The 25,288-nt window shown below is 68.5% G+C and carries 19 protein-coding genes; 8 read left to right on the plus strand and 11 right to left on the minus strand.

Annotation, left to right across the window (positions count from 1 at the left end):
- Positions 1–17: 17 nt before the first annotated feature.
- The 3 genes from AB0L95_RS07380 to AB0L95_RS07390 form a co-directional block, all read right to left on the minus strand.
- Positions 18–1,736 (minus strand): protein kinase family protein, encoded by a 1,719-nt coding sequence (locus AB0L95_RS07380; protein ID WP_365158318.1) that lies wholly within the window; start codon positions 1,734–1,736, stop codon positions 18–20.
- 118 nt (positions 1,737–1,854) lie between these two features.
- Positions 1,855–4,155 (minus strand): murein biosynthesis integral membrane protein MurJ, encoded by a 2,301-nt coding sequence (murJ, locus tag AB0L95_RS07385; protein ID WP_365158320.1) that lies wholly within the window; start codon positions 4,153–4,155, stop codon positions 1,855–1,857.
- A 46-nt stretch (positions 4,156–4,201) separates the two neighbouring features.
- Positions 4,202–6,628, minus strand: coding sequence for a DUF6049 family protein (locus AB0L95_RS07390; RefSeq protein ID WP_365158323.1), 2,427 nt, complete (start codon positions 6,626–6,628; stop codon positions 4,202–4,204).
- A gap of 244 nt (positions 6,629–6,872) precedes the next feature.
- Here AB0L95_RS07390 and AB0L95_RS07395 point away from each other — a divergent pair, with 244 nt between their 5' ends.
- Complete coding sequence (locus AB0L95_RS07395; protein WP_365158326.1) at positions 6,873–8,342, plus strand: CCA tRNA nucleotidyltransferase; 1,470 nt, start codon at positions 6,873–6,875, stop codon at positions 8,340–8,342.
- A 103-nt stretch (positions 8,343–8,445) separates the two neighbouring features.
- Here the strand turns inward: AB0L95_RS07395 and AB0L95_RS07400 are convergent, their stop codons facing one another.
- From AB0L95_RS07400 to AB0L95_RS07415, 4 genes are all read right to left on the minus strand, one after another.
- On the minus strand, positions 8,446–8,970 hold the full coding sequence (locus AB0L95_RS07400; RefSeq protein WP_365158329.1) for a hypothetical protein: 525 nt from the start codon (positions 8,968–8,970) through the stop codon (positions 8,446–8,448).
- A gap of 117 nt (positions 8,971–9,087) precedes the next feature.
- Entirely contained in the window at positions 9,088–10,350 is a 1,263-nt protein-coding gene (locus AB0L95_RS07405; protein ID WP_365158332.1) for an MFS transporter, read from the minus strand.
- A gap of 80 nt (positions 10,351–10,430) precedes the next feature.
- Entirely contained in the window at positions 10,431–11,513 is a 1,083-nt protein-coding gene (locus AB0L95_RS07410) for an inositol-3-phosphate synthase (protein ID WP_365158335.1), read from the minus strand.
- A gap of 44 nt (positions 11,514–11,557) precedes the next feature.
- Positions 11,558–12,238, minus strand: coding sequence for a helix-turn-helix transcriptional regulator (locus AB0L95_RS07415; RefSeq protein ID WP_365158338.1), 681 nt, complete (start codon positions 12,236–12,238; stop codon positions 11,558–11,560).
- A 374-nt stretch (positions 12,239–12,612) separates the two neighbouring features.
- Between AB0L95_RS07415 and AB0L95_RS07420 the strand changes: the two genes are divergently transcribed.
- Both AB0L95_RS07420 and AB0L95_RS07425 read left to right on the plus strand, forming a co-directional pair.
- Positions 12,613–15,294 carry a transglycosylase domain-containing protein gene (locus tag AB0L95_RS07420; RefSeq protein ID WP_365158341.1) on the plus strand — a complete coding sequence of 894 codons (2,682 nt, stop codon included), beginning with the start codon at positions 12,613–12,615 and terminating at the stop codon, positions 15,292–15,294.
- Positions 15,295–15,423: 129 nt separating this feature from the next.
- The gene (locus AB0L95_RS07425) at positions 15,424–16,932 is read left to right on the plus strand and encodes a glycosyltransferase 87 family protein (protein ID WP_365158344.1); all 1,509 of its coding nucleotides are present in this window, start codon (positions 15,424–15,426) and stop codon (positions 16,930–16,932) included.
- A 79-nt stretch (positions 16,933–17,011) separates the two neighbouring features.
- On the opposite strand, the gene AB0L95_RS07430 is transcribed toward AB0L95_RS07425, so the two are convergent.
- The 3 genes from AB0L95_RS07430 to AB0L95_RS07440 form a co-directional block, all read right to left on the minus strand.
- A complete protein-coding gene (locus tag AB0L95_RS07430) occupies positions 17,012–18,043 on the minus strand; it encodes an alanine racemase (RefSeq protein ID WP_365158347.1) in 1,032 nt (343 codons plus the stop codon).
- Positions 18,044–18,164: 121 nt separating this feature from the next.
- Positions 18,165–19,283 (minus strand): peptidoglycan bridge formation glycyltransferase FemX, encoded by a 1,119-nt coding sequence (gene femX, locus AB0L95_RS07435; RefSeq protein WP_365158350.1) that lies wholly within the window; start codon positions 19,281–19,283, stop codon positions 18,165–18,167.
- A 161-nt stretch (positions 19,284–19,444) separates the two neighbouring features.
- Positions 19,445–19,765: a hypothetical protein gene (locus AB0L95_RS07440; protein ID WP_365158353.1), complete on the minus strand. Its 321-nt coding sequence runs from the start codon at positions 19,763–19,765 to the stop codon at positions 19,445–19,447.
- Positions 19,766–20,070: 305 nt separating this feature from the next.
- On the opposite strand from AB0L95_RS07440, the gene rpsF reads away from it, so the two are divergent.
- The 4 genes from rpsF to rplI all read left to right on the plus strand — a co-directional run bounded on the left by rpsF (position 20,071) and on the right by rplI (position 21,807).
- Positions 20,071–20,361 carry a 30S ribosomal protein S6 gene (gene rpsF, locus AB0L95_RS07445; RefSeq protein ID WP_004985983.1) on the plus strand — a complete coding sequence of 97 codons (291 nt, stop codon included), beginning with the start codon at positions 20,071–20,073 and terminating at the stop codon, positions 20,359–20,361.
- 75 nt (positions 20,362–20,436) lie between these two features.
- Complete coding sequence (locus tag AB0L95_RS07450; RefSeq protein ID WP_365158356.1) at positions 20,437–21,024, plus strand: single-stranded DNA-binding protein; 588 nt, start codon at positions 20,437–20,439, stop codon at positions 21,022–21,024.
- An 81-nt stretch (positions 21,025–21,105) separates the two neighbouring features.
- Positions 21,106–21,342, plus strand: a complete 237-nt coding sequence (gene rpsR / locus AB0L95_RS07455) for a 30S ribosomal protein S18 (RefSeq protein ID WP_003949403.1) — start codon at positions 21,106–21,108, stop codon at positions 21,340–21,342.
- Between the two features lie 18 nt (positions 21,343–21,360).
- Entirely contained in the window at positions 21,361–21,807 is a 447-nt protein-coding gene (gene rplI / locus AB0L95_RS07460; RefSeq protein ID WP_365158359.1) for a 50S ribosomal protein L9, read from the plus strand.
- A gap of 147 nt (positions 21,808–21,954) precedes the next feature.
- Here rplI and AB0L95_RS07465 read toward each other — a convergent pair whose 3' ends face one another.
- Entirely contained in the window at positions 21,955–23,292 is a 1,338-nt protein-coding gene (locus AB0L95_RS07465; protein WP_365158362.1) for an MATE family efflux transporter, read from the minus strand.
- Positions 23,293–23,751: 459 nt separating this feature from the next.
- On the opposite strand from AB0L95_RS07465, the gene dnaB reads away from it, so the two are divergent.
- Complete coding sequence (dnaB, locus tag AB0L95_RS07470) at positions 23,752–25,227, plus strand: replicative DNA helicase (RefSeq protein WP_365158365.1); 1,476 nt, start codon at positions 23,752–23,754, stop codon at positions 25,225–25,227.
- The last annotated feature ends 61 nt before the right edge of the window (positions 25,228–25,288 follow it).

Below are 25,288 nucleotides of genomic sequence, written 5' to 3' on the forward strand. Positions count from 1 at the left end.
CCTCCCCCTCGGTGTGCTCAGCTCGCGAACGTCACGTCGGTGATGGCCTGCTTGTAGCCGGCGCCGCTGTAGCCGTCGCTGGGCGCCTTTGGCACATCAGTGATCCACAGCAGCACATACTGCGTCTTCATCGACTTCGCCGCCTTCACCGTGAGAGAGGTCCCGCTCGTCGTCGCGGTTCCGATCTCCTTCATCGTGTCGACTCCGGTCGACGGCGTCAGCGAGTCCGCGGCGTAGAGATGGACCGTTGTGTGGTCCCCGCCGTACCGGAGTCCTATCGACGCGGTCGAGATCTCCTTCGCGGAGCCCAGGTCGTAGACGATGCCGACGCCGGGCTTGTACGGCGCCAACTTCGGACCGGCGTTGTAGCGCTTGGTCCGCCAGAAAGTGGACCGGTCACCGTCGTACGTCTTCGCGACGTCGTCGGGTGCCTGGGGGTCACCGCTGGCGACGAACTCCTGGGCGCCCTGGATCTTGAGCGGCGTGCCGGGCTTGGTCTTGCCGCCGTTCTTGTCGTTCCCGTCGTTCGTCTGCGTCGGATGGGTGTCGTTGGACTTGCCGCCCTGGTCCATCAGAACCTCGGCCAGCTGCCAGCTCCCCAGCCCGAGCGCAGCGATCAGCAGCGCGGACACGACCCACTTGAGGACCTTGCCGGTTCGGCTCTGCAGCGGGGCCGGCGGGGCCGCTACGGGCTGGGTGACGCCGGGGCGGGCCGACGGGCGGCCGTACGTGCCCTGCTGGTACGTCGTGCGCTGGTACTCCGGCGGTGCGGTGAACGCGGGCTCCGGGGGGCGGATGCGGGGCATCTCACCGATCGCCTTCGCCAGCTCCTCGGGCGTGGTGCACGGGGACTCATGGCGGGAGGCGGTGGCGCCGTTGTTGGCCAGCGCCCGCATGGAGAGCTCGGACAGCCCACGGTGGACGCCGGCGCGCACCTGGTCGGGAGCGATCAGGCCGACGCCCTTGGGCAGCCCCGACAGGCCGAAGGCGTCGTCCTCGTAGGGCCAGCGCTGGGTGAGGGCGGCGTACAGGAGTGCGCCGAGGGCCTCCGTGTCGGTGCGCTGGGGGGTGTCGGAGGAGAAGCCGCGCAGGGCGGCGTTCACCGCGAGGCCCCGGATGCGCCACTGGCCGGAGGAGGTGCGCAGCACGGTGCCCGGGTTCAGGCGCAGATGGGAGAGTCCCTCGCGATGCGCGGCGGCCATCGCCTGGGAGACATGGGTGACCATCTGGTAGGCGTCATGGGCCTCTAGCGGCCCCGACGCCAGCAGCGTGGTCAGCTCGGTGGCGTCGGGCAGCCACTCGTGCACGACGTAGACGAGGTCGTTCTCCTCGACGGCGTCCAGGACCTGCACAAAGCGGGGGTCGCCGAGCAGCGCGGACGAGCGGGCCGCGGCCAGCACGGAACGGGCCCGTGGGTGGTCCGACGGCAGGACATGCACACCGACGGCGCGGCGGAGTTTCTCGTCCACCGCACGCCAGCTGCTGAAGCCGTCCAGTCGGGTGAGACATTCCTCGAGTCGGTAGCGTCTGGCGAGTTTGTGGCCGCTGTGCAGCTCGGGGGGTGAGGCCTTTTCGGGATGCTCGGTCCCGCCGCCCCCCGGCGACTCGTCGCCGTCCGTTTCCCGCTTCCGCATATGGGCCACCCCGTCGGACGTGGACTGGTCCGCCTTGGCGGTCAGCGGCTCGTCACCGCTGTTGTCTGCCACGTCGACGGCAGCCGTGCTCCGTTCCGCCACCGTCGTTCCTGCCTCCCCATCCGTTGCGCGTTGTCCGACGCAGAAACCAATTGTGCCCACAGTCCGGCGCTATGCACGACACACAGCGACGCACGATGGTTGTGCGCGTACCCCCGACTCAGCGCCCCAGGCGCCCGCGGACCATGCCGACCATTGAGTTGAGCTCCTCGATGCGCATCTTGCGTGCGGCCACGTAGAAGACACCGAGAAGAAGGGCACCACCGCCGATCAGGGCGACGAGCGAACCGCCGACGCCCTGGCCCAGCGTGTGGCCGATTTCGTAGCAGGCCGCCCCGCTCAGCAGAACGGCAGGCACCGAGGCGATCCCGAGCCGCGCGTACGTCCGCAGCACCCGGGCGCCGTCCAGGTCGCCGCCCAGCCGCTTGCGCAGCCGGGCCCAGGCGACTCCGACACCGATCGCGTACGCGAGGCCGTAGGAGGCCGCCATGCCGACCACGGCCCAGCGGGCCGGGAGCAGGACGTAGCAGGCGGCCGAGGCGCCGGCGTTCACGGCGGCCACGATGACCGTGTTGTAGAAGGGGGTGCGGGTGTCCTCGTATGCATAGAAGGCGCGGAGCACCACGTACTGCACCGAATAGGGGATCAGGCCGAGGGCGAAGGCCATCAGCATGTAGCCCATGTTGGTCGCGGAGCCGATGCCGGAGGAGCCGAAGATCAGGGTGCACATCGGGATGCCGAGCGCCACGAACCCGAAGGCGATCGGCACGATCGCGACGGCCGTCGTGCGCAGGCCCTGGGAGATGTCGTCCCGTACGGCACCGCCGTCGCCCTCGGCTGCGGAGCGCGAGATGCGGGGCAGCAGGGCGGCCATCAGGGAGACGGTGATGATGGCCTGCGGGAGGCCCCAGATCAGCTGGGCGTTGGCGTAGGCGGCGAAGCCGGTGCCGGGGAACTTCTTGCCGGCGTGCTCGCCCGCGGCGGTGGACAACTGGCTGACGACCAGGGCGCCCGCCTGGTTCGCCAGGACGAAGAGGACGGTCCACTTGGCGAGCATGGCGGCCTTGCCCAGGCCGTGGCCCTTCCAGTCGAAGCGCAGTCGCAGCCGGAACCCGGTCTCGCGCAGATAGGGGATCATGGCGAGGGCCTGTACGACGAGACCGAGCAGAACGCCCATGCCGAGGAGCCGCTGACCCTCCGGCGGGATGTTGTCCACCGTCATCCCGGAGTGCGCGGCGCTGCCGTAGACCCACAGGAACATGCCCAGCGTCACGATGATGACGATGTTGTTCAGGACGGGCGTCCACATCATCGCGCCGAACTTTCCACGGGCGTTGAGGACCTGCCCCATCACCACGTGGATGCCCATGAAGAAGATCGAGGGCAGGAAGTAGCGGGTGAAGGTGATGGCGACGCCGTCGGCCTGCGGGTTGGTCGCGACCGCGTTCGACAGCACCCGGACCAGCAGCGGCGCGGCGAGCATCGCAAGAGCTGTCAGGAGGCCGAGGGCCACCATCACCAGCGTGAGGAGACGGTTGGCGTAGGCCTCGCCGCCGTCCTCGTCCTCTTTCATCGCGCGGACGAGCTGCGGCACGAAGACGGAGTTCAGGCCGCCGCCGACGGTGAGGATGTAGATCATCGTCGGGAGCTGGTAGGCGACCTGGAAGGTGTCGCCGAGCATGCCGACGCCCAGCGCGGAGACGATCATCGCGGAGCGGATGAACCCGGTGAGCCGGGAGACCATCGTGCCCGCCGCCATCACGGCGCTGGACTTCAGCAGGCCCGAGGCGCGCCCGCCCTTCTTGGCGGGGAGCTCGGACACGGCGGGGGCCGATGCGGCCGTCGGAGCCGCCTCGGCGGCCGGTCCGGGCGCGGGCGCGTACGCCCCGGCCTGCGCGGAGGCGTGGACGGGCTGCTGGAAGCGGCCCCCGAGGTCCTGGCCCGGAGCGGGGGCGGGCACGGACGGCTGCTGCGGGTACGGCTGTCCGCCGCCCTGCTGCTGGTCGCGGAGGAGGTGGGCGAAGGCGTCCGGCTCGTGGCGTTCCTCGCCGGCCTGGATGACCAGGTCGTCGACGCCCACGTACTGGGTCGTGCGGGGGTCGTCGCCGTAGGGCAGGTACTGCGTCGGGCCCGCCGGCTCGGGCGCGGGCGGCTGGGCCCACACCTGGGGGTCCGGGGTGTACTGCGGCGTCGGCGGCTGCCCGTAGAGCGGCTGCTGCGGCTGGTAGGTGCCCGGGGGCGGCGGAGGGTGCGCGGCGCGGTCGTAGAGGGCCTCGGTGACCGGATCCTGGGCGGAGAGGTCCTGCCCCCGGTAGGGGTCCTGCCGGTAGACGTCCTGGAGGTACATGTCCGCCTGGGAGTGCGGCGGCACCTGGCCGGGCTCGTGCGGCGGCGGGCCCTCGGGGTGGCCCGAGCCGCCCACGGCGCCCTGGCCGCGGTCACCGTCGTACGGCGCGTTCATGGTTACCCCACCTCATTGTCCCCGGGCCGACCGGCCACGACGTCGCTCAACGGTCCACTCTCTCACCCGTGCTGGACGGGTCGGCGCTTTCGGGGTCGGTGTCCGGTGCCGGGTCACTCGGCTGCTCCGGGTCGTCTGCCCCGTGCTCCGCGTCCGACTCCTGTTCGGGTCCCGTCGCGGGGCCTTCGGTGTCTTCAGTGTCTACGGTGCCGTCGGCCGAGTCGTTCAGACCCCCCTCCGACGCGGTGGCGTCCGGGTCGCTCTGCTCCTCCTGGGCCTGTCGTGCGGCCAGGCGCTTGCGCTGGGTGTACATGCGGAATCCGGCGAGGACGAGCAGCAGGACACCGCCCGCGATGACCAGCATCACCGTGGGCGTGATCTCGGTGACGTTCACGTCGAAGGTGACGGCGGGGCCGTACGCCTGGCCGTCCTCGGTGAAGAGCTGGGCGACCACGGTGGCCCGGCCGTTGGCGTTGGCCGTGGTGGTGAACTTCACGGACTGGCTGTGCCCGCCGGAGACGCTGATGGGCTGCTCCGAGTAGGGGCCGTTGCCGATCTTGAGACGCGTCGGCTGCTGCGAGGTGAGCCGCAGCACCAGATGGTCGACCCCTTGCATGAGGTTGTTCTGCACCGTCACAGGGATCGTGGCGCTGCGCCCCGAGAGCTTGGTCTCCGACTTCTGGATCAGCCGGACCTGGTCGGTGAGCCCGTCGAGATACGACCCCACGTCCAGGCGGAAGTCCGCGGCCTTGATGGGGTGCCCTCGCCAGGAGGTGGACATGGCGCGGTCTATGGCCCGCCCGAAGGGGGTGACGACCCGATCGCGGTCGGTGAGGATCACCTTGAAGTTGTCGAGTTTGTCCTGCGTGTCCTCGATCTCCTGGAACGCCGCCTGTGGTAGCTGCTCTCGGCGCAGCGACGAGGGGTAGCGGGAGGTGGACGGCACGTGCGTCGTGGCCTGCGGGTCCGGCTTGGCGTCGGCGGCCGCGGACAGCCCGGCGGACTGCGACCAGTTGCTGCTCTGGAGGGTCTTCAGGGCCTGCGCCATCGCCTGAGCCTGGCTCGCGGACGGCATCCGCTGCGGGGCGACCACGATGCTGCGCTGCTTCTGCGGCTCCTCCAGGTTGGTCATCAGGCTCTGGGCCAGGAACCTCTGCACCGCCAGTGTGGAGGCGCCGGCCGGGGACATGTCGTCCTCGAACGCCGTCGACAGACCGGCGTCCGCGACCACCGCCGTGGTGCCACCCCCGATGGGGCGCGCCGAGGTCGGGGTGTAGTCCAGGCCGCCGGTCTCCTGGAGGCTGTCGCTGCGGGCGATGATGTTGTCGGCGCCGGCGGAGGTGGCGACCTTGACGATCGAGGGGTCGATCGCGCCCTCCACGGGCCAGGCGAAGTCGGTCTCGGGTTTCACGTGGAGGATGGTCTCCACGGTGCTCCCGGCCACATCCGTGGCGTCCTTGAGATGGCTCAGGGAGCCGGTGACGTTCTTGCCGTCGTGCGCGAGCGAGGCGAGGTCGGGGTCGGCGAACGGGAGGGCGACGACCTCCTTGTCCTGGACCGCCTGCTCGAGCTCGGCGAGCCACTGCTTGGCGACCGCCTGGTTCTTGCCCGCCGTGACCGAGTCGCCGCTGCCCTTGACGCTGTAGCTGCCCGCCATGGCGTCCACGGACGCGAGCAGGTCGGGATCGATCACCCAGGTGACGTCCAGGCCCCTGCCCAGCGACAGGAGCTGGGAGAGGCGGCCGCCCGGAGCGATTTCCTTGGCCAGTTCGTCGTTACGGAAGACGGGGGTCTGCTGCTGGTTGGGAAGGGTCTCCGCGGTCATGTGGACGGAGGAGATCAGCGGCCAGAGGTACGTCGTCTTCGTCTTGGCGTCCGCGCCGTCCGGCTGCCAGGGCAGGAACGTCCGCTGGATGCCGAGGACCTGCTCGTACGGCTGCGCGGAGGTCTGTCCGGAGAGCGAGACGCCGAGCTGGTAGACCCCGTCGGAGCCCAGGTCGAGCTCCTTGACGGGCACGGAGAGGCTGAAGTCCTGCCGCCCCCCGGGGGTGATCTTGTCGAAGTCCTCGACGTACTTGCCGCCGAGTTCGGTGCCGTCGAGGCCAGGGGCGTAGCCGGTGCGCCGGGCGGCGCTGTCGATCGCCCCGCGGCTGTTCAGGGACGGGCCGACCCACAGACCCACATGCGCGTCCGTGACCGTCTGCTTGCCGTTGTTGGTGACCGTGCCGGAGACGGTCAGGGTGTCGCCGTCGCTCGGAGCGCTGGGGGTGACCGCGTCGAGGGAGACACTGACCGTGCCGGAACCGCTCGCTGCCACCGGGGCGCTCTTCTCTGCGGCGTGTGCCGCCGGCCCGGCGGGCAGCTGTAGCAGGCCCGCCAGCAGGGGCGCACCCATGAGCAGTGCTCCGGTGCGCCGGAGCCACCGGCGGGCAGGTGAGGGACTCATCCCCTGGAAGTCTGCCGCCTCGGCCACGCGCTCGCCCGTCCCTCGTCGTCGTCAGTGGTCGTCGGAATGTGCGTCCAGGCATGGTAACGATGCGCGCGGAGGGGAAGTGCCGCGGTCCGCCTCCCAAGATCAGGAACGAGGGAGGGCTGTCCTATATAAAGGCGTATCGACCAGGGGATCCGCACAGGGCGTTTATGCATGGTTACGCTAAAGCTCGTGGACGTTTAATGGAGGCGCCTCCGCTCGCCCGGGGCACGTACCCTTTTCTGTTGTGCCGAACGCCAACGAAGACAATCCCAGTGCCCTGAGCCAGGTGCAGCACCGCGCGGTGAGCGAACTGCTGCGGGTGTCCCCTGTCGCCGACGACCTCGCCCGCCGCTTCCAGGAGGCCGGGTTCTCGCTCGCCCTGGTCGGCGGCTCGGTGCGGGATGCCCTCCTCGGCCGGCTCGGTAACGATCTCGACTTCACGACCGACGCCCGCCCGGAGGACGTGCTGAAGATCGTGCGGCCGTGGGCGGATGCCACCTGGGACGTCGGTATCGCCTTCGGAACGGTCGGCGCCCAGAAGGAAGCCCGCGTCGGCGACGCGGTACAGCGCTTTGAGATCGAGGTGACGACCTACCGGTCCGAGGCGTACGACCGGACCTCGCGCAAGCCGGAGGTCTCGTACGGCGACTCGATCGAGCAGGACCTGGTCCGCCGTGACTTCACGGTGAACGCCATGGCCGTCGCGCTGCCCGAGAAGGAGTTCATCGATCCCCATCATGGACTCGGCGACCTCGCTTCGCGGGTGCTGCGTACACCGGGCACGCCGGAGGAGTCCTTCTCCGACGATCCGCTGCGGATGATGCGGGCCGCCCGGTTCGCGGCCCAGCTGGACTTCGAGGTCGCTCCCGAGGTCGTCACGGCGATGAAGGAGATGGCCGGGCGCATCGAGATCGTGTCCGCCGAACGCGTGCGGGACGAGCTGAACAAGCTGCTCCTGTCCGCGCAGCCGCGGAGCGGGCTGAGGCTCCTCGCCGAGACGGGCCTCGCCGACCATGTTCTGCCGGAGCTGCCCGCGCTGCGGCTGGAGCGCGATGAGCACCACCGGCACAAGGACGTCTACGACCACACGCTGATCGTCCTGGAACAGGCCATGGCGCTCGAGAGCGAGGGCCCGGACCTGACCCTGCGGCTCGCCGCTCTGTTGCATGACATCGGCAAGCCGAGGACGCGGCGCTTCGAGAAGGACGGTCGTGTCTCCTTCCATCATCACGAGGTGGTGGGCGCCAAGATGACCAAGAAGCGAATGACGGCGCTCAAGTACCCGAACGACCTGGTGAAGGACGTCTCCCGGCTGGTCGAGCTCCATCTGCGCTTCCATGGCTACGGCACCGGAGAGTGGACCGACTCCGCAGTGCGCCGGTACGTCCGTGACGCGGGCCCGCTCCTTGAGCGTCTCCACAAGCTCACCCGGTCCGACTGCACCACCCGCAACAAGCGGAAGGCGGCGGCGCTCTCCCGCGCGTACGACGGGCTGGAGGACCGCATCGCCCAGCTCCAGGAGCAGGAGGAGCTGGACGCGATCCGACCCGATCTGGACGGCAACCAGATCATGGAGATCCTGGGTGTCCGCCCCGGCCCCACCGTCGGTGAGGCGTACAAGTTCCTGCTGGAGCTGCGGCTGGAGAACGGGCCCATGGAGCACGACGCCGCAGCGGCGGCACTCAAGGAGTGGTGGGCCGAGCGCGGCTCCTGAGATGGAAGGAGGGGCATGTTTCACGTGAAACATGCCCCCGGATGTGCGGAGGGGCGATGTTTCACGTGAAACATCGCCCCTCCGGCCTGTGTGGACCGCCGTGTTACTTGTTGTCCTTCAGGCACAGCACCACATCGTGGCCGTTGCCGTACTGGACGTAGGAGATCGTCGCGTCCTTGACGGCCTCGCACTTGCTGTCATCGGTGGTGTCGTCAAACTTCTGGACGACCTTGTACTGGGCCTCGCTGGAGGAGCAGTCGACCTGATTCAGGTCTGCCTTGGAGTTCGTCCCGTCGTTGTGCATGCAGGAGCCCACCGACGTGGTCTCCGCGTCCGTCTGGCTGCTCCACCAGCCGATGCCGAACTTCACGGCCAGGAGGAGGATGGCAACGATGACGGTCCCGACGATCCGCAGCGCCTTCTTGCCGGCATGCTTGCCGGGAGTCGGCTGCGGCGGCATCGGAGCGGGGGCTCCCTGGTCCGGGAACGGGGCGTAGGGGGCCTGCGGGGCTCCGGGGTAGCCGCCCTGCTGCGGCGGAACTCCGGGCTGACCGGCCTGCTGTCCCATGGGCGCCGGAGGCTGCTGGGCGTACGGGTTCGTGCCCTGGGGCGGCGGCGGAGTGGTCACTATGGGGGTCCCCCTCGAACGTGAATGCGTCATGCGTGAAAGTAAGACGCACGTAAGTTACCGGCACCCACTGACAACCTTGAAGCTCAGAGGGGTTCCGTGGCCTTGATGTGACACTTACTGGCGTTCGAAGCGGGACATAGCCACAGCAACTGCTGCGTAGATCACGGCGACCGTGACCACCAGGGCGGCTGAGCGGCCGTCAGGAGGCAGCATCAGAGCGGCGAGTCCGGCCGCGCCGACGAAGGCGGCGTTGAAGAGCACGTCGTACACCGAGAAGATCCGGCCTCGGAAGGCGTCCTCGACCGCCGACTGGACGATCGTGTCCGTGGAGATCTTGGCGCCCTGGGTGATCAGCCCCAGGACGAAGGCCGCGACCAGCAGGGGGCCGGTGGCGAACGGAAGGCCGAGCGCGGGCTCCAGCACCGCGGCTGCCGCGGCGCACACGACGATCCAGCGGCCGGGACCGAGCCGTCCCGCCGCCCACGGTGTCACCACGGCCGCGGCGAAGAATCCGGCACCGGACATCGCCAGCGCCATCCCCAGCAGGGCGAGCCCGTGGGCCGGATCCGAGGCCAGGGCGTAGCGGCACAGCATGAGCAGCAGGACCAGCAGTGCGCCGTAGCAGAACCGCATCAGCGTCATCGCGGTGAGCGCCCAGGCGGCCTCCCGGCGCAGGGGCTCGGCCAGATGACGTACGCCCGCCACCAGGGCGCGCAGAGTGCCGGCCAGCGCTGTGCCCAGCCGTGGTGGCACCGCGGTCCGGTCGGGCCCCAACTGGTCCGGTGCCAGGCTGAGCGAGACGAGGGCCGATCCCAGATACAGGGCCGCGCCCAGCACGACCACCGCGGCGTCGGATCCCGCGGCCACCAGGCGCACCAGGAGAGCGAGTCCGCCGCCCGCGGTCGCGGCGAGGGTGCCGGCCGTCGGGGAGAGCGAGTTGGCCATCACGAGGCGCTCGCCGTCGACCACGTGCGGCAGCGAGGCCGACAGTCCCGCGAGAACGAAGCGGTTGACCGCGGTGACACAGAGCGCGGAGGCGTAGAAGAGCCAGTCAGGGACGTGAGCCAGCATCAGCACGGCTGTCCCGCAGGCCAGCAGGGTGCGCAGCAGATTGCCGTAGAGGAAGACCTGACGCCGCCGCCAGCGGTCCAGCAGGACTCCCGCGAACGGGCCGACGAGGGAGTACGGAAGGAGGAGTACCGCCATCGTGGAGGCGATGGCCGCGGCCGAGGTCTGCTTCTCCGGGGAGAAGACGACATAGGCGGCGAGTGCGACCTGGTAGACACCGTCGGCCCCCTGGGAGAGCAGCCGCACGGCGAGCAGGCGTCGGAAGCCCTGGAAGCGCAGGAGGACGCTCAGGTCGCGCACGACGGACATGGGGCCCAGCCTCACATACGCGCAGGGTCCCCGGGCACCTGGCCCGGGGACCCCGCACCGTTCGTAGGCGAACGGGCGTCTTAGCGCTCGACCTCGCCGTTGATGAACTTCTCGACGTTCTCGCGTGCCTCGTCGTCGAAGTACTGGACCGGCGGGGACTTCATGAAGTACGAGGACGCCGACAGGATCGGGCCGCCGATGCCGCGGTCCTTGGCGATCTTCGCGGCGCGCAGGGCGTCGATGATGACACCCGCGGAGTTCGGGGAGTCCCAGACCTCGAGCTTGTACTCGAGGTTCAGAGGGACGTCGCCGAAGGCACGGCCCTCAAGGCGGACGTAGGCCCACTTGCGGTCGTCCAGCCAGGCCACGTAGTCGGACGGGCCGATGTGGACGTTCTTCTCGCCGAGGTCCCGGTCGGGGATCTGGGAGGTGACGGCCTGCGTCTTGGAGATCTTCTTGGACTCCAGGCGCTCGCGCTCGAGCATGTTCTTGAAGTCCATGTTGCCGCCGACGTTCAGCTGCATCGTGCGGTCCAGGACGACACCCCGGTCCTCGAACAGCTTCGCCATGACGCGGTGCGTGATGGTGGCGCCGACCTGCGACTTGATGTCGTCACCGACGATCGGGACGCCCGCCTCGGTGAACTTGTCGGCCCACTCCTTGGTGCCGGCGATGAATACCGGAAGGGCGTTGACGAAGGCGACCTTGGCGTCGATGGCGCACTGGGCGTAGAACTTCGCCGCGGCCTCGGAGCCGACGGGCAGGTAGCAGACCAGGACGTCGACCTGCTTGTCCTTGAGGATCTGGACGATGTCGACCGGCTCCTCGGCGGACTCCTCGATGGTGGCGCGGTAGTACTTGCCGAGGCCGTCGAGGGTGTGGCCGCGCTGGACCGTCACGCCGGTGGAGGGGACGTCGCAGATCTTGATGGTGTTGTTCTCCGAGGCGCCGATGGCGTCCGCGAGGTCGAGACCGACCTTCTTGGCGTCCACGTCGAACGCGGCGACGAACTCGACGTCACGGACGTGGTAGTCGCCGAACTGGACGTGCATCAGGCCCGGGACCTTGGACGCCGGGTCGGCGTCCTTGTAGTACTCGACGCCCTGCACCAGCGATGCGGCGCAGTTGCCCACGCCGACGATGGCTACGCGAACCGAACCCATTCCGGTTGCTCCCTGTGTGTGCGAGGTGAAGCCCCGACTGGACCTCACGTGGTGGTGTCGTCGGACGGATCCGGCCGGGTGCTGTCCCGGTGCCGGGGCAGGCCGCCCGTCTCTCCAGATGTTGTGCTGCCGTGAGCGGACCCGTCGGCGGTGGAACCCCTGACCCGTCCGGCCCGCTCGCTCTCGATGAGCTCGTTCAGCCAGCGCACTTCGCGCTCCACGGACTCCATCCCGTGGCGCTGGAGCTCGAGGGTGTAGTCGTCGAGGCGCTCCCGGGTACGCGCCAGGGAGGCCCGCATCTTCTCCAGGCGTTCCTCCAGCCGGCTGCGGCGGCCCTCGAGCACGCGCATGCGCACGTCGCGGGACGTCTGCCCGAAGAAGGCGAAGCGAGCGGCGAAGTGCTCGTCCTCGTAGACGTCGGGGCCCGTCTGCGTGAGCAGCTCCTCGAAGTGCTCCTTACCTTCGGCCGTGAGCCGGTAGACGATCTTGGCGCGACGCCCCGCGAGCGGAGCGGCGTGGGGATCGTCGGCGGTACCGCCCGTCTCCTCGATCAACCAGCCGTTGGCGACCAGCGTCTTGAGGCACGGGTAGAGCGTCCCGTAGCTGAACGCACGGAATACACCCAGTGACGTATTGAGTCGTTTGCGCAGCTCGTAGCCGTGCATCGGGGACTCGCGGAGCAGGCCGAGGACGGCGAACTCAAGGATCCCGGAACGCCGGCTCATGTGCGCCTCCTCTCTGCCGCTGTCTCGTCCGCGCGGTCTTTATGCCGTGCTGATGTATCGACTCGATACATCAGCACGATAGAACGCCCCTCCGGGTGCGACAAGAGGGGGCAGGGTGAACGGGGTCACATCACCGATTCGTCGGATGCAAGTTGCCTGATTTGGGGTGAACTTCTGGGCTCGGTCGGTTTTGGCGGTGCGTAGTCTGTGCGGCATGCACACCGCCGGGAACCGAGTGACGCCCGGGGACGTCCTTGTCCCTGGTGCAGTACGGGTGAATGCACAAACGACCGCATCCGTACTTCGGGGGGACCGGAAACCAGCCGCCGTTTCCAGGCGCGCGTGGATGCGCCTGCCCGAGGAGTAATCGTTCGATGAGCGAGCACCGTCGCAAACCGCCGCAGCCGCAGGGAGGCGGACGTGCCGCGGCCCGACGCGGCCAATCGGCGCCCTCCGGCCGCCGTGCGGCACCGCGAGGCGCCACCGGGTCCCCTTCCGATTCCTATGGAACGGGAGGTGAGGAGCGCCCGTACGGCAGCCGTGCCGAGGCCCGGCGGGCGGCCCAGAGAAATGGTGGCGGCCGACGCCGAGGGCCCGACGGCCCGGGGCGCGGTCCCGGTGGGGCCGGTCCCGGCCGGGGCAGAGGACGAAACACCCCACCCGACAGGAAACGCCTCATCGACTACCCACGCGCCGGCAAGTACGGCGCCGCGCGCTGGGTGCCCTCGTGGAAGCTGGTCACGGGCCTGTTCATCGGCTTCATAGGGAGCCTGGTGGCGGTCGCGGGAGTCGGCTACGCGCTGGTGAGCGTTCCGGACGTGGCCAAGACGTCGACAGCCCAGAACAACGTCTTCTACTGGGCCGACGGCAGCCAGATGGTGGCCACCGGCGGTGAGATCAACCGCCAGATCATCAACTACGCGCAGATCCCCAGGGAGATGCGGTACGCCGTCATCTCGCAGGAGAACAAGACCTTCGAGACGGACAGCGGCGTCGACCCCAAGGGCATCGCGCGTGCCGTCTTCAACATGGCCAGGGGCGGCCAGACGCAGGGTGGCTCCACCATCACCCAGCAGTACGTCAAGAACGCGATGCTGGACGACCAGTCGCAGACGATCTCCCGTAAGTTCAAGGAGATCTTCGTCGCGATCAAGGTGGGGGCCAACGTCCCCAAGGACCAGATCATGGCGGGCTATCTGAACTCCGCCTACTACGGGCGGGGCGCCTACGGACTTCAGGCAGCCTCGCGGGCGTACTTCAACAAGGACGCCACCCATCTGGACCCGGGCGAGTGCGCCTTCCTGGCAGCGATGCTCAAGGGCGCCACGTACTACGACCCGGCGGGTGCGACGTCCCTCGACCCGAGCGCCACTCCGCAGGCGAACGCCAAGCGGGCCGAGGCCCAGATGCAGGACACCCTCAACAAGATGGTCCAGTACGGCCATCTGAGTGCCGAGGTACGGGCCAAGTACACCAAGCTGCCCAAGGTCGAGAATCCGCGGTCGAACAGCCGGCTGAGCGGTCAGATCGGCTATCTGGTCGACCTCGCCAAGGCGTACCTGGTCCACAACACGAAGATCAGCGAGAGCGATCTGCAGCGGGGCGGTTACTCGATCTACACGACGTTCGACAAGGACAAGGTCCAACAGCTCGAGACCGCCGTCAAGAACGTCCAGAAGGCCAACATCAAGCCCAAGCTGCGCCCGAACACGGACAAGTTCGTCCAGTTCGGCGGGGCTTCCGTGGATCCCACCACCGGTGCCATCAAGGCGATCTACGGCGGTGAGGACGCGACCAAGCACTTCACCAACAACGCGGACCAGACCGGTGCGCAGGTGGGTTCGACCTTCAAGCCGTTCGTGCTGGCGGCGGCGATGTCCTGGGGCAAGCGCAACCCGGACCTCGGTGAGTCGCAGGCCCAGGACGAGCGCACGATCGTCTCGCCCAAGAGCCTCTACAGCGGTCAGAACAAGCTGAAGATCCAGGAGTACAACCACACCGTCTGGAAGAACGAGAAGGGCGAGGAGTGGCTGCAGACCAACGATGGCGGCGAGTCGGTGGGCAGCCCGCCGGACTACAAGATCGACCTTCGTGAGGCGATGCGGCTCTCGGTCAACTCCGCCTACGTCCAGCTCGGCATGGATGTCGGTCTGGACAAGGTCAAGGAGGCGGCCCTGGACGCGGGCATCCTCAAGTCCAGCCTCGCGAGCGCCAACTTCCCCTCGTTCTCGATCGGCACCTCCGACCCCAGCGCCATCCGTATGGCCGGTGCCTACGCCACCTTCGCGGCCAGCGGTCAGCAGAACGACCCGTACTCGGTCAAGAAGGTCACGAGCAAGGACGGCACGGTCTTCGAGCACCAGGCCAAGCCCAAGGACGCCTTCACCTCGAAGGTCGCCGACAACGTGACCGACGTCCTGAGGACCGTGGTCGACAAGGGCACCGGTACCGCTGCGCAACTGCCCGGCCGCGAGGTCGCGGGCAAGACCGGTACGACCGACTACAACAAGTCCGCCTGGTTCGTCGGGTACACCCCGCAGTTGTCGACCTCGATCGGCATGTTCCGGCTGGACGACAATGAGAACAACAAGTCCCGCGAGTTCCTCAAGATGTACGGAACAGGCGGCCAGAAGAAGATCCACGGCGCTTCGTTCCCGGCCGAGATCTGGCACGACTACATGATGCAGGCGCTCAAGGGCCAGCCGGTGAAGAACTTCCCGACGCCGGAGCCCATCGGTGAGATCGTGAACGACACCCCGAGCCCGAGTGTGAGCGCCACGCCCACGCCGAGCAGCACACCGAGCCCGACGCCGAGTGAGACGCCGAGTGAGACGCTCATCTCTCCCCCGCCGTCGCCCAGCGACACCTGCGGTGCCTTCGGCTGGAACTGTGGCAACGACAACGGTGGAGCCAACGGCAACGGCGGCGCCAACGGCGGTACCGATGCCGGCAGCACGGGTGGAGTGACGTCGAGCCCGACGGAGACCTCCGGGAACGGAGGAAGCACCCGGGGCAATGGCAATGGAGGAGGGTTCATCAGCGGCCCCAACGGGTGACCGTTACTGACCGTCCATCCTGTGACACTCTCTGTTTCACGTGAAACATCGGCCGAAGAGGGGCCGCCCCACCAGCGAGGTGGGGCGGCCCTCGGCTTTTTCCTAGGTGCATGCGGCAGGATGACCCCCATGCCCAGTGCAGAGACGACGCGAGCGAGCGTCCACGAGCCGGACGTGGTGCGGCCGACCCGGGAGGACGAGGTCGCCGCGGCCGGGAGCGAGCTGATCGGCGGCCCCATCGGGCGGCGCGCACTGCTCGGGACGTCCTGGTGGACTCCCGTACGGGTCGTGGCGCTCGTCGCGATCGGCCTGTTCGCCCTCGGTATGGTCCAGAAGCTGCCCTGCTACGACAGCGGCTGGTTCTTCGGTGCCAGCTCCCAGTACACCCACGCGTGCTACTCGGACATCCCGCACCTCTACCAGGGCCGGGGCTTCGCCGATGGGCTCGTGCCCTACTTCGACAAGCTCCCCGGCGACATGAACTACCTCGAGTACCCGGTGCTCACCGGTGTGTTCATGGAGGTCGCCTCCTGGCTGACGCCGAGCAGCGGCGAGATCCAGTCCCGGGAGCAGATCTACTGGATGGTCAACGCCGGGATGCTCCTGGTGTGTGCCGTGGCCATCGCGGTGTGCACCGCCCGGATCCACCGTCGGCGGCCCTGGGACGGCCTTCTGGTCGCCCTCGCGCCCGCCTTCGCGCTGACGGCGACCATCAACTGGGATCTGCTCGCCGTGGCCCTGCTGGCCGCCGCGATGCTGATGTGGTCACGCGGCCGCGCCCTGGCCTTCGGCATCCTCGTGGGGCTCGCCACGGCCGCCAAGTTCTATCCGTTCCTGGTGCTCGGACCGCTCCTCCTGCTGTGCTGGCGGGCCGGCAAGTGGCGGGAGTTCTCGACCGCGGTGCTGGGCGCCGTGGGGGCGTGGCTCGTGGTCAACGTGCCGGTGATGTTCCTCGCGCCGCAGGGCTGGTCGAAGTTCTACAGTTTCAGCAAGGAGCGCGGGGTCGACTTCGGATCGGTCTTCCTGTTCGTCTCGCGCTGGCTGAACATCGACATCCCCGCGGACACGGCCAACGCCTGGGCGATGGTCATGATGGTGGCCGCCTGCGCCGGCATCGCGGCCATCACGCTGACAGCTCCGCGCCGCCCGCGTTTCGCGCAGCTCGCGTTCCTGATCGTCGCGGTGTTCATCCTCACCAACAAGGTCTACTCGCCGCAGTACGTGCTGTGGCTGGTCCCCCTCGCCGCGCTGGCCCGGCCGCGCTGGCGGGACTTCCTGATCTGGCAGGCCTGCGAGGTGGGGTACTTCCTGGGGATCTGGATGTACCTCGCGTACACGAGCAGTGGAGACGCTCACAAGGGTCTGCCGTCGGACGGGTACCAGGTGGCCATCGCCGTCCATCTGCTGGGGACGCTGTATCTGTGCGCCGTCGTCGTGCGGGACATCCTCATGCCGGAACGGGACATGGTGCGCCGGGCCGGTGACGACGACCCGTCCGGCGGTGTGCTGGACGGAGCGGAGGACGCCTTCGTGCTGGGGGCCGCGGCCCATCCGCCGCGGCACGCGGCGGCCTTCGAGGGGCCGCACGTGGAGTGGGGCAGCCAGGGCGTGGCACCCCTGAAGGACGGTTCGCTCTGAGCGAACAGGCGCCGGGGCCGTCATGCACAAGGCCGTACACGGGCTTCCGTGTACGGCCTTGGTGCTGTCGGGCCCGGGGTCAGCAGTCGACGATCCGGTCGAACTGGGTGGTGGTGTGCCGCAGATGGGCCACCAGTTCGTCGCCCACCCTCGGCTCGGTGGCGTCCGAGGGGACGAACAGGATGGAGACCTGCATATGGGGCGGCTCGGCGAACCAGCGCTGCTTGCCCGCCCAGACGAACGGCGAGAGATTCCGGTTCACCGTGGCGAGGCCGGCCCGCGCGACGCCCTTGGCGCGCGGCATGACGCCGTGCAGGGCCTTGGGGGCCTCCAGACCCACCCCGTGGGACGTTCCGCCCGCCACGACGACCAGGAAGCCGTCGGAGGCCGCCTTCTGCTGCCGGTAGCCGAAGCGCTCGCCCTTGGCGACCCGCGTGACGTCCAGGACCGCCCCGCGGTACTCGGTCGCCTCGTGGTCCCCCAGCCACAACCGGGTGCCGATGCGGGCCCGGAAGCGGGTCTGCGGGAACTGCTGCTGCAGACGGGCCAGCTCCTCCGCCTTGAGGTGGCTGACGAACATCGTGTGCAGCGGCAGCCGGGCCGCGCGCAGCCGGTCCATCCAGCCGATGACCTCCTCGACGGCGTCCGAGCCGTCGGTGCGGTCGAGCGGGAGGTGGATGGCGAAACCCTCCAGGCGGACATTCTCTATGGCCTGGTGCAGCTGCGGCAGGTCCTGCTCGCTCACCCCGTGCCGTTTCATCGAGGACATCACCTCGATGACTACACGGGCACCGACGAGCCCGTAGACGCCGTCCACGGACGACACCGACCGGATGACGCGGTCCGGCAGCGGCACCGGCTCCTCGCCACGCCGGAACGGCGTCAGCACGAGCAGATCGCCGCCGAACCAGTCCTTGATCCGGGCCGCCTCGTACGTCGTGCCCACGGCGAGGACGTCCGAGCCCAGCCGCGTGGCCTCTTCCGCCAGCCGCTCGTGGCCGAAGCCGTAGCCGTTGCCCTTGCAGACCGGGACGAGCCCCGGGAACTGCTCCTGGACGTGCTTGTGGTGTGCCCGCCAGCGCGCGGTGTCGACGTAGAGCGTGAGCGCCATGGCCGGTCCCGGAACCTTTCTCGTGGCTGCGGTGTATCAGAGGTCTGAGAGGGAATTGTGATGGATCCGTCGAGCCGACGCGATGCCGGACCGCTCGGGCGGTCCGGCGCGGGCTCCGGCATCAGCGGCGCGACATGTAGATGTCGAGCGCCTTGTGGAGCAGTTTGTTCAGCGGGAAGTCCCACTCGCCGAGGTATTCGGCGGCCTGACCGCCCGTGCCCACCTTGAACTGGATCAGGCCGAAGAGGTGGTCGGTCTCGTCCAGCGAGTCGGAGATGCCGCGCAGGTCGTAGACGGTCGCGCCGAGCGCGTAGGCGTCCCGCAGCATCCGCCACTGCATCGCGTTGGAGGGACGGAACTCACGGCCGATGTTGTCGGAGGCGCCGTAGGAGTACCAGACGTGCCCGCCGACGATCAGCATCGTCGCCGCCGACAGGTTCACCCCGTTGTGCCGGGCGAAGTAGAGCCGCATGCGGTTGGGGTCCTCGGTGTTGAGGGCCGTCCACATGCGCTGGAAGTATGACAGCGGGCGGGGCCGGAAGTGGTCGCGCACGGCCGTGATCTCGTAGAGCCGCTGCCACTCCTCGAGGTCGTGGTAGCCGCCCTGGACGACCTCGACACCGGCCTTCTCGGCCTTCTTGATGTTGCGGCGCCACAGCTGGTTGAAGTTCTTGTGGACCTCTTCCAGGGAACGGTTGGCGAGCGGCACCTGGTAGACGTAGCGGGGCTGCACGTCGCCGAAGCCGGCGCCGCCGTCCTCGCCCTGCTGCCAGCCCATGCGGCGCAGCTTGTCGGCCACCTCGAAGGCACGCGGCTCGATGAAGTCGGCCTCGATGTCGCGCAGGCGCTTCACATCCGGGTCCTGGATGCCCTGCTTGATGGAGCCGGCCTCCCAGCGCCGGATGATGACCGGCGGGCCCATCTTCACGGAGAACGCGCCCTGGTGCTTGAGGTGCGCCAGCATCGGCTGGAGCCAGTCGTCCAGATTCGGCGCGTACCAGTTGATGACCGGGCCCTCGGGAAGGTACGCGAGATAGCGCTTGATCTTGGGCAGCTGGCGGTACAACACCAGTCCGACGCCCACCAGTTCGCCGGTCTTGTCGAACCAGCCGAGGCTCTCCGACCGCCACTCCGCCTTGACGTCTGCCCAGGCCGGAACCTGCATGTGGCTCGCCGCCGGCAGGCTCTGGATGTATGCCAGATGCTGCTCGCGACTGATCGTCCTCAGGGTCAGACTCATACGGGGCGCTCCTCGGGCTGGTGTGTCCCCATGGGTACAGGGGCTCCGGCTCTCGCGCCGAAGCCTACTGCGCCCCGCGAGCGCCCCGTCTGGCCGTATGGAACCTGTGTGCCCATGGAGGTTGCCGGCCGGCCCCGCGGTCCGGCCGGCGACCTCACCCCTCAGCTGCCGATGAGCCCGCCGAAGAGACCGCCGTGGGCCATGCCGAGGAAGAAGCCGATGGCCGAGGCACCGAGCCCCAGGATCAGTCCGAAGCGCTGCCGGGTCGTGACGGAGATGAACTGGCCGTACGCGCCGGTGAAGATCCCCACCAGGCCGGTCCAGGAACTGATCAGATGCAGGCCGTGGGACGCCAACGCCGTGCTGAAGGCCGTGAGCCCGAGTACCAGGGTCACCAGGGTCAAGGTGTCCTGGACGGGATGAGCCTTACCGTCCGTGGCGAAGAGAGAGCCGGTGGTGTTGGGTCGCAATACCTGTGCCATGGGGCACCTCCTGCGGAAGGCGGCGCATCGTAGCGCCATACACACCCGATGTGTACAGATTGACGGCCTTCGCGGCCGGATTTCAACCGGAAGCTCGTGTGCGGGTACTCTGTACCGTCTGCACCGGTGTCTGCCCACGCCGAGCCACGTCAATCGTCGGGTGACCCCGATTGTCAGTGGCGGCTGATGTACTGACGTCGATCGTCAGTGCGGCAGAAGTACTGGCAGGCACTGTTGCGTACGCATCACAACCCTCCTGCCACGGAACGACCGTGGCCGCTGAGTCCAAAGGAGGTGGGTTCCACATGCGTCACTACGAGGTGATGGTCATCCTCGACCCCGATCTCGAGGAGCGTGCTGTCTCCCCGCTGATCGAGAACTTCCTTTCTGTCGTCCGTGACGGTGGCGGAAAGGTCGAGAAGGTCGACACCTGGGGCCGTCGTCGTCTCTCGTACGAGATCAAGAAGAAGCCCGAGGGCATCTACTCGGTCATCGACCTGCAGGCCGAGCCTGCGGTCGTCAAGGAGCTCGACCGCCAGATGAACCTGAACGAGTCGGTCCTCCGGACCAAGGTCCTCCGCCCCGAGACCCACTGAGCTTCCGCTCAGCTGATCTCGGGATTCGAGTAGCAGCACCAGCAGCCAGCAGCAAACCCGCCGAGAGGTTCCCCCATGGCAGGCGAGACCGTCATCACGGTCGTCGGCAATCTTGTCGATGACCCCGAGCTGCGCTTCACCCCGTCCGGTGCGGCGGTCGCGAAGTTCCGCGTCGCGTCCACTCCCCGCACCTTCGACCGCCAGACGAACGAGTGGAAGGACGGCGAGAGCCTCTTCCTGACCTGCTCGGTCTGGCGTCAGGCGGCGGAGAACGTCGCCGAGTCGCTCCAGCGAGGCATGCGCGTCATCGTGCAGGGCCGGCTGAAGCAGCGGTCCTACGAGGACCGTGAGGGCGTCAAGCGCACGGTCTACGAGCTCGACGTCGACGAGGTCGGCGCGAGCCTGCGCAACGCCACGGCCAAGGTCACCAAGGCCGCGGCCGGCGGTCGTGGTGGCCAGGGCGGTTACGGCGGCGGCGGCCAGGGTGGCGGCGGCTGGGGCGGCGGCCCCGGTGGCGGCCAGCAGGGCGGCGCTCCGGCCGACGACCCCTGGGCGTCCGGCGCTCCGGCCGGTGGCCAGAGCGGTGGCGGCTGGGGCGGCGGTTCCGGCTCCGGCTCCGGCGGCGGTGGCGGTGGCGGCTACTCGGACGAGCCCCCCTTCTAGGCCCTAGTGCCGGGTCCCCGGACTCGGACGGGTCGAGGGTGGGCCGTATACCCAACTTCTTGATCACACAGGAGATACACCATGGCGAAGCCGCCTGTGCGCAAGCCGAAGAAGAAGGTCTGCGCTTTCTGCAAGGACAAGGTCACGTACGTGGACTACAAGGACACGAACATGCTGCGGAAGTTCATTTCCGACCGCGGCAAGATCCGTGCCCGCCGCGTGACCGGCAACTGCACGCAGCACCAGCGTGACGTCGCCACGGCCGTCAAGAACAGCCGTGAGATGGCGCTGCTGCCCTACACCTCCACCGCGCGATAAGGAAAGGGTGACCGACTCATGAAGATCATCCTGACCCATGAGGTGTCCGGCCTCGGTGCCGCCGGTGACGTCGTCGACGTCAAGGACGGTTACGCTCGCAACTACCTGATCCCGCGGAAGTTCGCGATCCGCTGGACCAAGGGTGGCGAGAAGGACGTCGAGCAGATCCGTCGTGCTCGCAAGATCCACGAGATCCAGACCATCGAGCAGGCCAACCAGATCAAGGCCCAGCTCGAGGGCGTGAAGGTCCGTCTGGCCGTCCGCTCCGGCGACGCCGGCCGTCTCTTCGGTTCTGTCACCCCGGCCGACGTCGCCTCGGCGATCAAGGCTTCCGGTGGCCCCGAGGTCGACAAGCGCCGCATCGAGCTGGGTACGCCGATCAAGACGCTGGGCGCCCACGAGACGTCCGTGCGTCTGCACCCCGAGGTTGCCGCCAAGGTCAACATCGAGGTCGTCTCGGCCTGACGCCGCGCTCGGTTCGAGCAGATGAGAAAGGGCCGTACCCCGTGGGGTGCGGCCCTTTCCGCGTGACCGGCGGCTGTCCCTGTCCCGCTGGACTCCCGGATGGCGCCGTTTCACGTGAAACGGCGCGAGGTGAGGTCGCGGCCTGGCTCAGCGGGTCGCTCCTGTCACGACCCAGCGACCCGAACGGGAACGCAGCCACAGCGTGAGCATCCGAACGGTCATCATCAGCGTCATCGCCGCCCACAGCGCGGTGAGCCCACCGCCGAGGACCGGGACCAGCAGGGCCACGGGAGCGAACACGGCCAGGGTCAGCACCATGGCCCAGGCGAGATACGGGCCGTCGCCCGCGCCCATCAGGACGCCGTCCAGCACGAAGACGACGCCGCAGACAGGCTGGGAGACCGCCACGAGGACCAGGGCGGGCAGGGCCGTGCGGTGGACGGCCGTGTCGCCGGTGAACAACGGCAGGAAGAGCGGACGCGCCGCGAGAACCAGCAGTCCGAGGGCCAGACCCGTGGAGATCCCCCACTGGACCATACGGCGGCAGGCATCCCGGGCGCCCTGTGCGTCGCCTGCGCCGAGGTACCGCCCGATGATGGCCTGCCCCGCGATGGCGATCGCGTCCAGGGCGAACGCGAGCAGACTCCACAGCGACAGGACGATCTGGTGTGCGGCGACATCCGCGTCCCCGAGCCTGGCGGCGACGGCGGTGGCGATCATCAGGATCGCCCGCAGCGAGAGGGTACGGACCAACAGCGGCACCCCCGCCTGCGCACTGGCCCGTATGCCCGCCGCATCCGGTCGCAGCGAGGCGCCGTGCCGACGGGCGCCGCGGACGACGACATACAGATAGGCGGCGGCCATGCCGCACTGGGCGATGACGGTGCCCCAGGCGGAGCCGGCGATGCCCAGGTGCGCTCCGTAGACGAGGCTGACATTGAGGGCCGCGTTGGCGGCGAAGCCGCCGACCGCGACGTACAGCGGTGTCCTGGTGTCCTGCAGGCCTCGCAGCACGCCGGTCGAGGCGAGCACGACCAGCATGGCGGGGACACCGAGCGTGGAGATTCTCAGATACGTCGTCGCATAGGGGGCGGCCGTCTGGGAGGCACCGAACAGTTCCACGATGCCCGGTGCCGTGGGGAGCACGACGGCGATGACGGCCGCCCCGATCAACAGCGCCAGCCAGATGCCGTCCATGCCCTGGCGGATGGCGGCGCGCAGATCGCCCGCACCGACGCGGCGGGCGACGGCGGCCGTGGTGGCGTAGGCGAGGAACACGAAGACGCTCACCGCAGTGGTCAGGAGCGCCGAGGCGACGCCGAGCCCGGCGAGCTGAGCGGTGCCGAGATGGCCGACGATCGCGCTGTCCGCCATCACGAAGAGCGGCTCTGCGACGAGCGCGCCGAAGGCCGGAACGGCCAGGCCGATGATCTCCCGGTCATGTCGGCGTCGGGTGGCGCCGGGTGGCGCGGGAGTCTGTGTCACGGCCACCAATCTAATCGTCCACAGGTAAGAGATGCAAAGCCCTGCGGGTCCTTACTTCTGTGTGGGCGGGGTGCGGCCTCGTGCCCCCTTCGCGGTGATCTTGATCCTGCTGGGAAAGTTTTTCTTCTGCACAGCCGGTGGATGGCAAAGATGCAGGTCAGGCGTGGTTCGCTCAATCAGCTGAGGGCTTGTTCACAGGGCTGTCCACCGTGTCGTGCACAGGTTTTGCGGAGTTCTCCACAGCATCGGGGCCGTCGTCCACATGGCCTGTGGATAACCAGATTGGCTGACGCTGCCGACAGGCCTAACGTGGTGCGGCGCCCACTCCCCTGCCCGCCTTGGGAAAGTACGCGAAAAGTCGCGTCCGAACCGGAGCTGGGCTTCTCGCTTTGTCAGTGTCGTGCCCTAGAAATGAGGGGCACGGCGAGGTCCGCGTGGCGGACGGGAGGAGGCGGGCCGGTGAGCATTTCCGAGCCCTTGGACGATCCGTGGGCCGACAGCGGTCCCAGCGATCGTGTCCCCGCCTCCCGCCGGGGCCGTGACGGCGGCCGGGGCCGCGACGAGCAGCACGACCGCGGTGACGACGGCCGCGCCTGGGACGGCGGTGGCGCCTCCTTCGAGCGTGTCCCGCCGCAGGACCTGGACGCCGAGCAGTCCGTCCTCGGTGGCATGCTCCTGTCCAAGGACGCGATCGCCGATGTCGTCGAGATCCTCAAGGGCCATGACTTCTACCGGCCCGCGCACGAGACGATCTACCAGGCGATCCTCGATCTGTACGCGAAGGGCGAGCCGGCCGACCCCATCACGGTGGCCGCCGAGCTGACCAAGCGCGGCGAGATCACCAAGGTCGGCGGCGCCCCTTATCTGCACACCCTGGTGCAGACGGTCCCGACCGCGGCGAACGCCGAGTACTACGCGCAGATCGTGCACGAGCGCGCGGTCCTGCGCCGACTGGTCGAGGCAGGCACCCGTATCACCCAGATGGGATACGCGGCCGACGGCGACATCGACGAGATCGTCAACACCGCCCAGGCCGAGATCTTCGCGGTCACCGAGCAGCGGACGGCCGAGGACTATCTGCCCCTCAGCGAGATCATGGAGGGTGCGCTCGACGAGATCGAGGCGATCGGTTCACGCTCGGGGGAGATGACCGGTGTGCCCACCGGCTTCACCGACCTCGACCAGCTCACCAACGGTCTGCACCCCGGCCAGATGATCATCATCGCGGCCCGCCCCGCCATGGGTAAGTCGACGCTGGCCCTGGACTTCGCCCGAGCGGCGTCCATCAAGCACAACCTGCCGAGCGTGATCTTCTCGCTCGAAATGGGCCGCAACGAGATCGCCATGCGTCTGCTGTCCGCCGAGGCACGCGTGGCCCTGCACCACATGCGCTCCGGCACGATGACGGACGAGGACTGGACCCGTCTCGCGCGCCGCATGCCGGACGTCTCGGCCGCGCCCCTCTACATCGACGACTCGCCGAACCTGTCGATGATGGAGATCCGCGCCAAGTGCCGCCGCCTCAAGCAGCGCAACGACCTCAAGCTGGTCGTCATCGACTATCTGCAGCTGATGCAGTCCGGCTCCAAGCGGTCCGAGAGCCGGCAGCAGGAGGTCTCCGAGATGTCGCGAAACCTGAAGCTGCTGGCCAAGGAGCTGGAGCTGCCGGTGATCGCGCTCTCCCAGCTCAACCGAGGCCCAGAGCAGCGGACGGACAAGAAGCCGATGGTCTCCGACCTGCGTGAGTCCGGCTCGATCGAGCAGGACGCCGACATGGTCATCCTGCTGCACCGCGAGGACGCGTACGAGAAGGAGTCGCCGCGCGCGGGCGAGGCGGACATCATCGTCGGCAAGCACCGTAACGGCCCCACGGCCACGATCACGGTCGCCTTCCAGGGCCACTACTCCCGCTTCGTGGACATGGCACAGACCTGAGCCCCGTGCATGGAGGGTCTCAAATTTGTCTCTGCGCTCACCCGCCGCCCTGTCAGGCATC

Origin of the sequence: Streptomyces sp. NPDC052036 (genome assembly GCF_040680495.1) — a bacterium.
Lineage (GTDB): Bacteria > Actinomycetota > Actinomycetes > Streptomycetales > Streptomycetaceae > Streptomyces.

What these genes read in the sequence shown, in the direction of transcription:
- murJ (WP_365158320.1), bottom strand. Translation starts at nt 4,155, where the DNA reads ATGAACGCGCCGTACGACGGTGACCGCGGCCAGGGCGCCGTGGGCGGC.
- AB0L95_RS07405 (WP_365158332.1), bottom strand. Translation starts at nt 10,350, where the DNA reads ATGTCCGTCGTGCGCGACCTGAGCGTCCTCCTGCGCTTCCAGGGCTTC.
- AB0L95_RS07410 (WP_365158335.1), bottom strand. Translation starts at nt 11,513, where the DNA reads ATGGGTTCGGTTCGCGTAGCCATCGTCGGCGTGGGCAACTGCGCCGCA.
- AB0L95_RS07415 (WP_365158338.1), bottom strand. Translation starts at nt 12,238, where the DNA reads ATGAGCCGGCGTTCCGGGATCCTTGAGTTCGCCGTCCTCGGCCTGCTC.
- AB0L95_RS07420 (WP_365158341.1), top strand. Translation starts at nt 12,613, where the DNA reads ATGAGCGAGCACCGTCGCAAACCGCCGCAGCCGCAGGGAGGCGGACGT.
- AB0L95_RS07425 (WP_365158344.1), top strand. Translation starts at nt 15,424, where the DNA reads ATGCCCAGTGCAGAGACGACGCGAGCGAGCGTCCACGAGCCGGACGTG.
- AB0L95_RS07430 (WP_365158347.1), bottom strand. Translation starts at nt 18,043, where the DNA reads ATGGCGCTCACGCTCTACGTCGACACCGCGCGCTGGCGGGCACACCAC.
- femX (WP_365158350.1), bottom strand. Translation starts at nt 19,283, where the DNA reads ATGAGTCTGACCCTGAGGACGATCAGTCGCGAGCAGCATCTGGCATAC.
- AB0L95_RS07440 (WP_365158353.1), bottom strand. Translation starts at nt 19,765, where the DNA reads ATGGCACAGGTATTGCGACCCAACACCACCGGCTCTCTCTTCGCCACG.
- rpsF (WP_004985983.1), top strand. Translation starts at nt 20,071, where the DNA reads ATGCGTCACTACGAGGTGATGGTCATCCTCGACCCCGATCTCGAGGAG.
- AB0L95_RS07450 (WP_365158356.1), top strand. Translation starts at nt 20,437, where the DNA reads ATGGCAGGCGAGACCGTCATCACGGTCGTCGGCAATCTTGTCGATGAC.
- rpsR (WP_003949403.1), top strand. Translation starts at nt 21,106, where the DNA reads ATGGCGAAGCCGCCTGTGCGCAAGCCGAAGAAGAAGGTCTGCGCTTTC.
- rplI (WP_365158359.1), top strand. Translation starts at nt 21,361, where the DNA reads ATGAAGATCATCCTGACCCATGAGGTGTCCGGCCTCGGTGCCGCCGGT.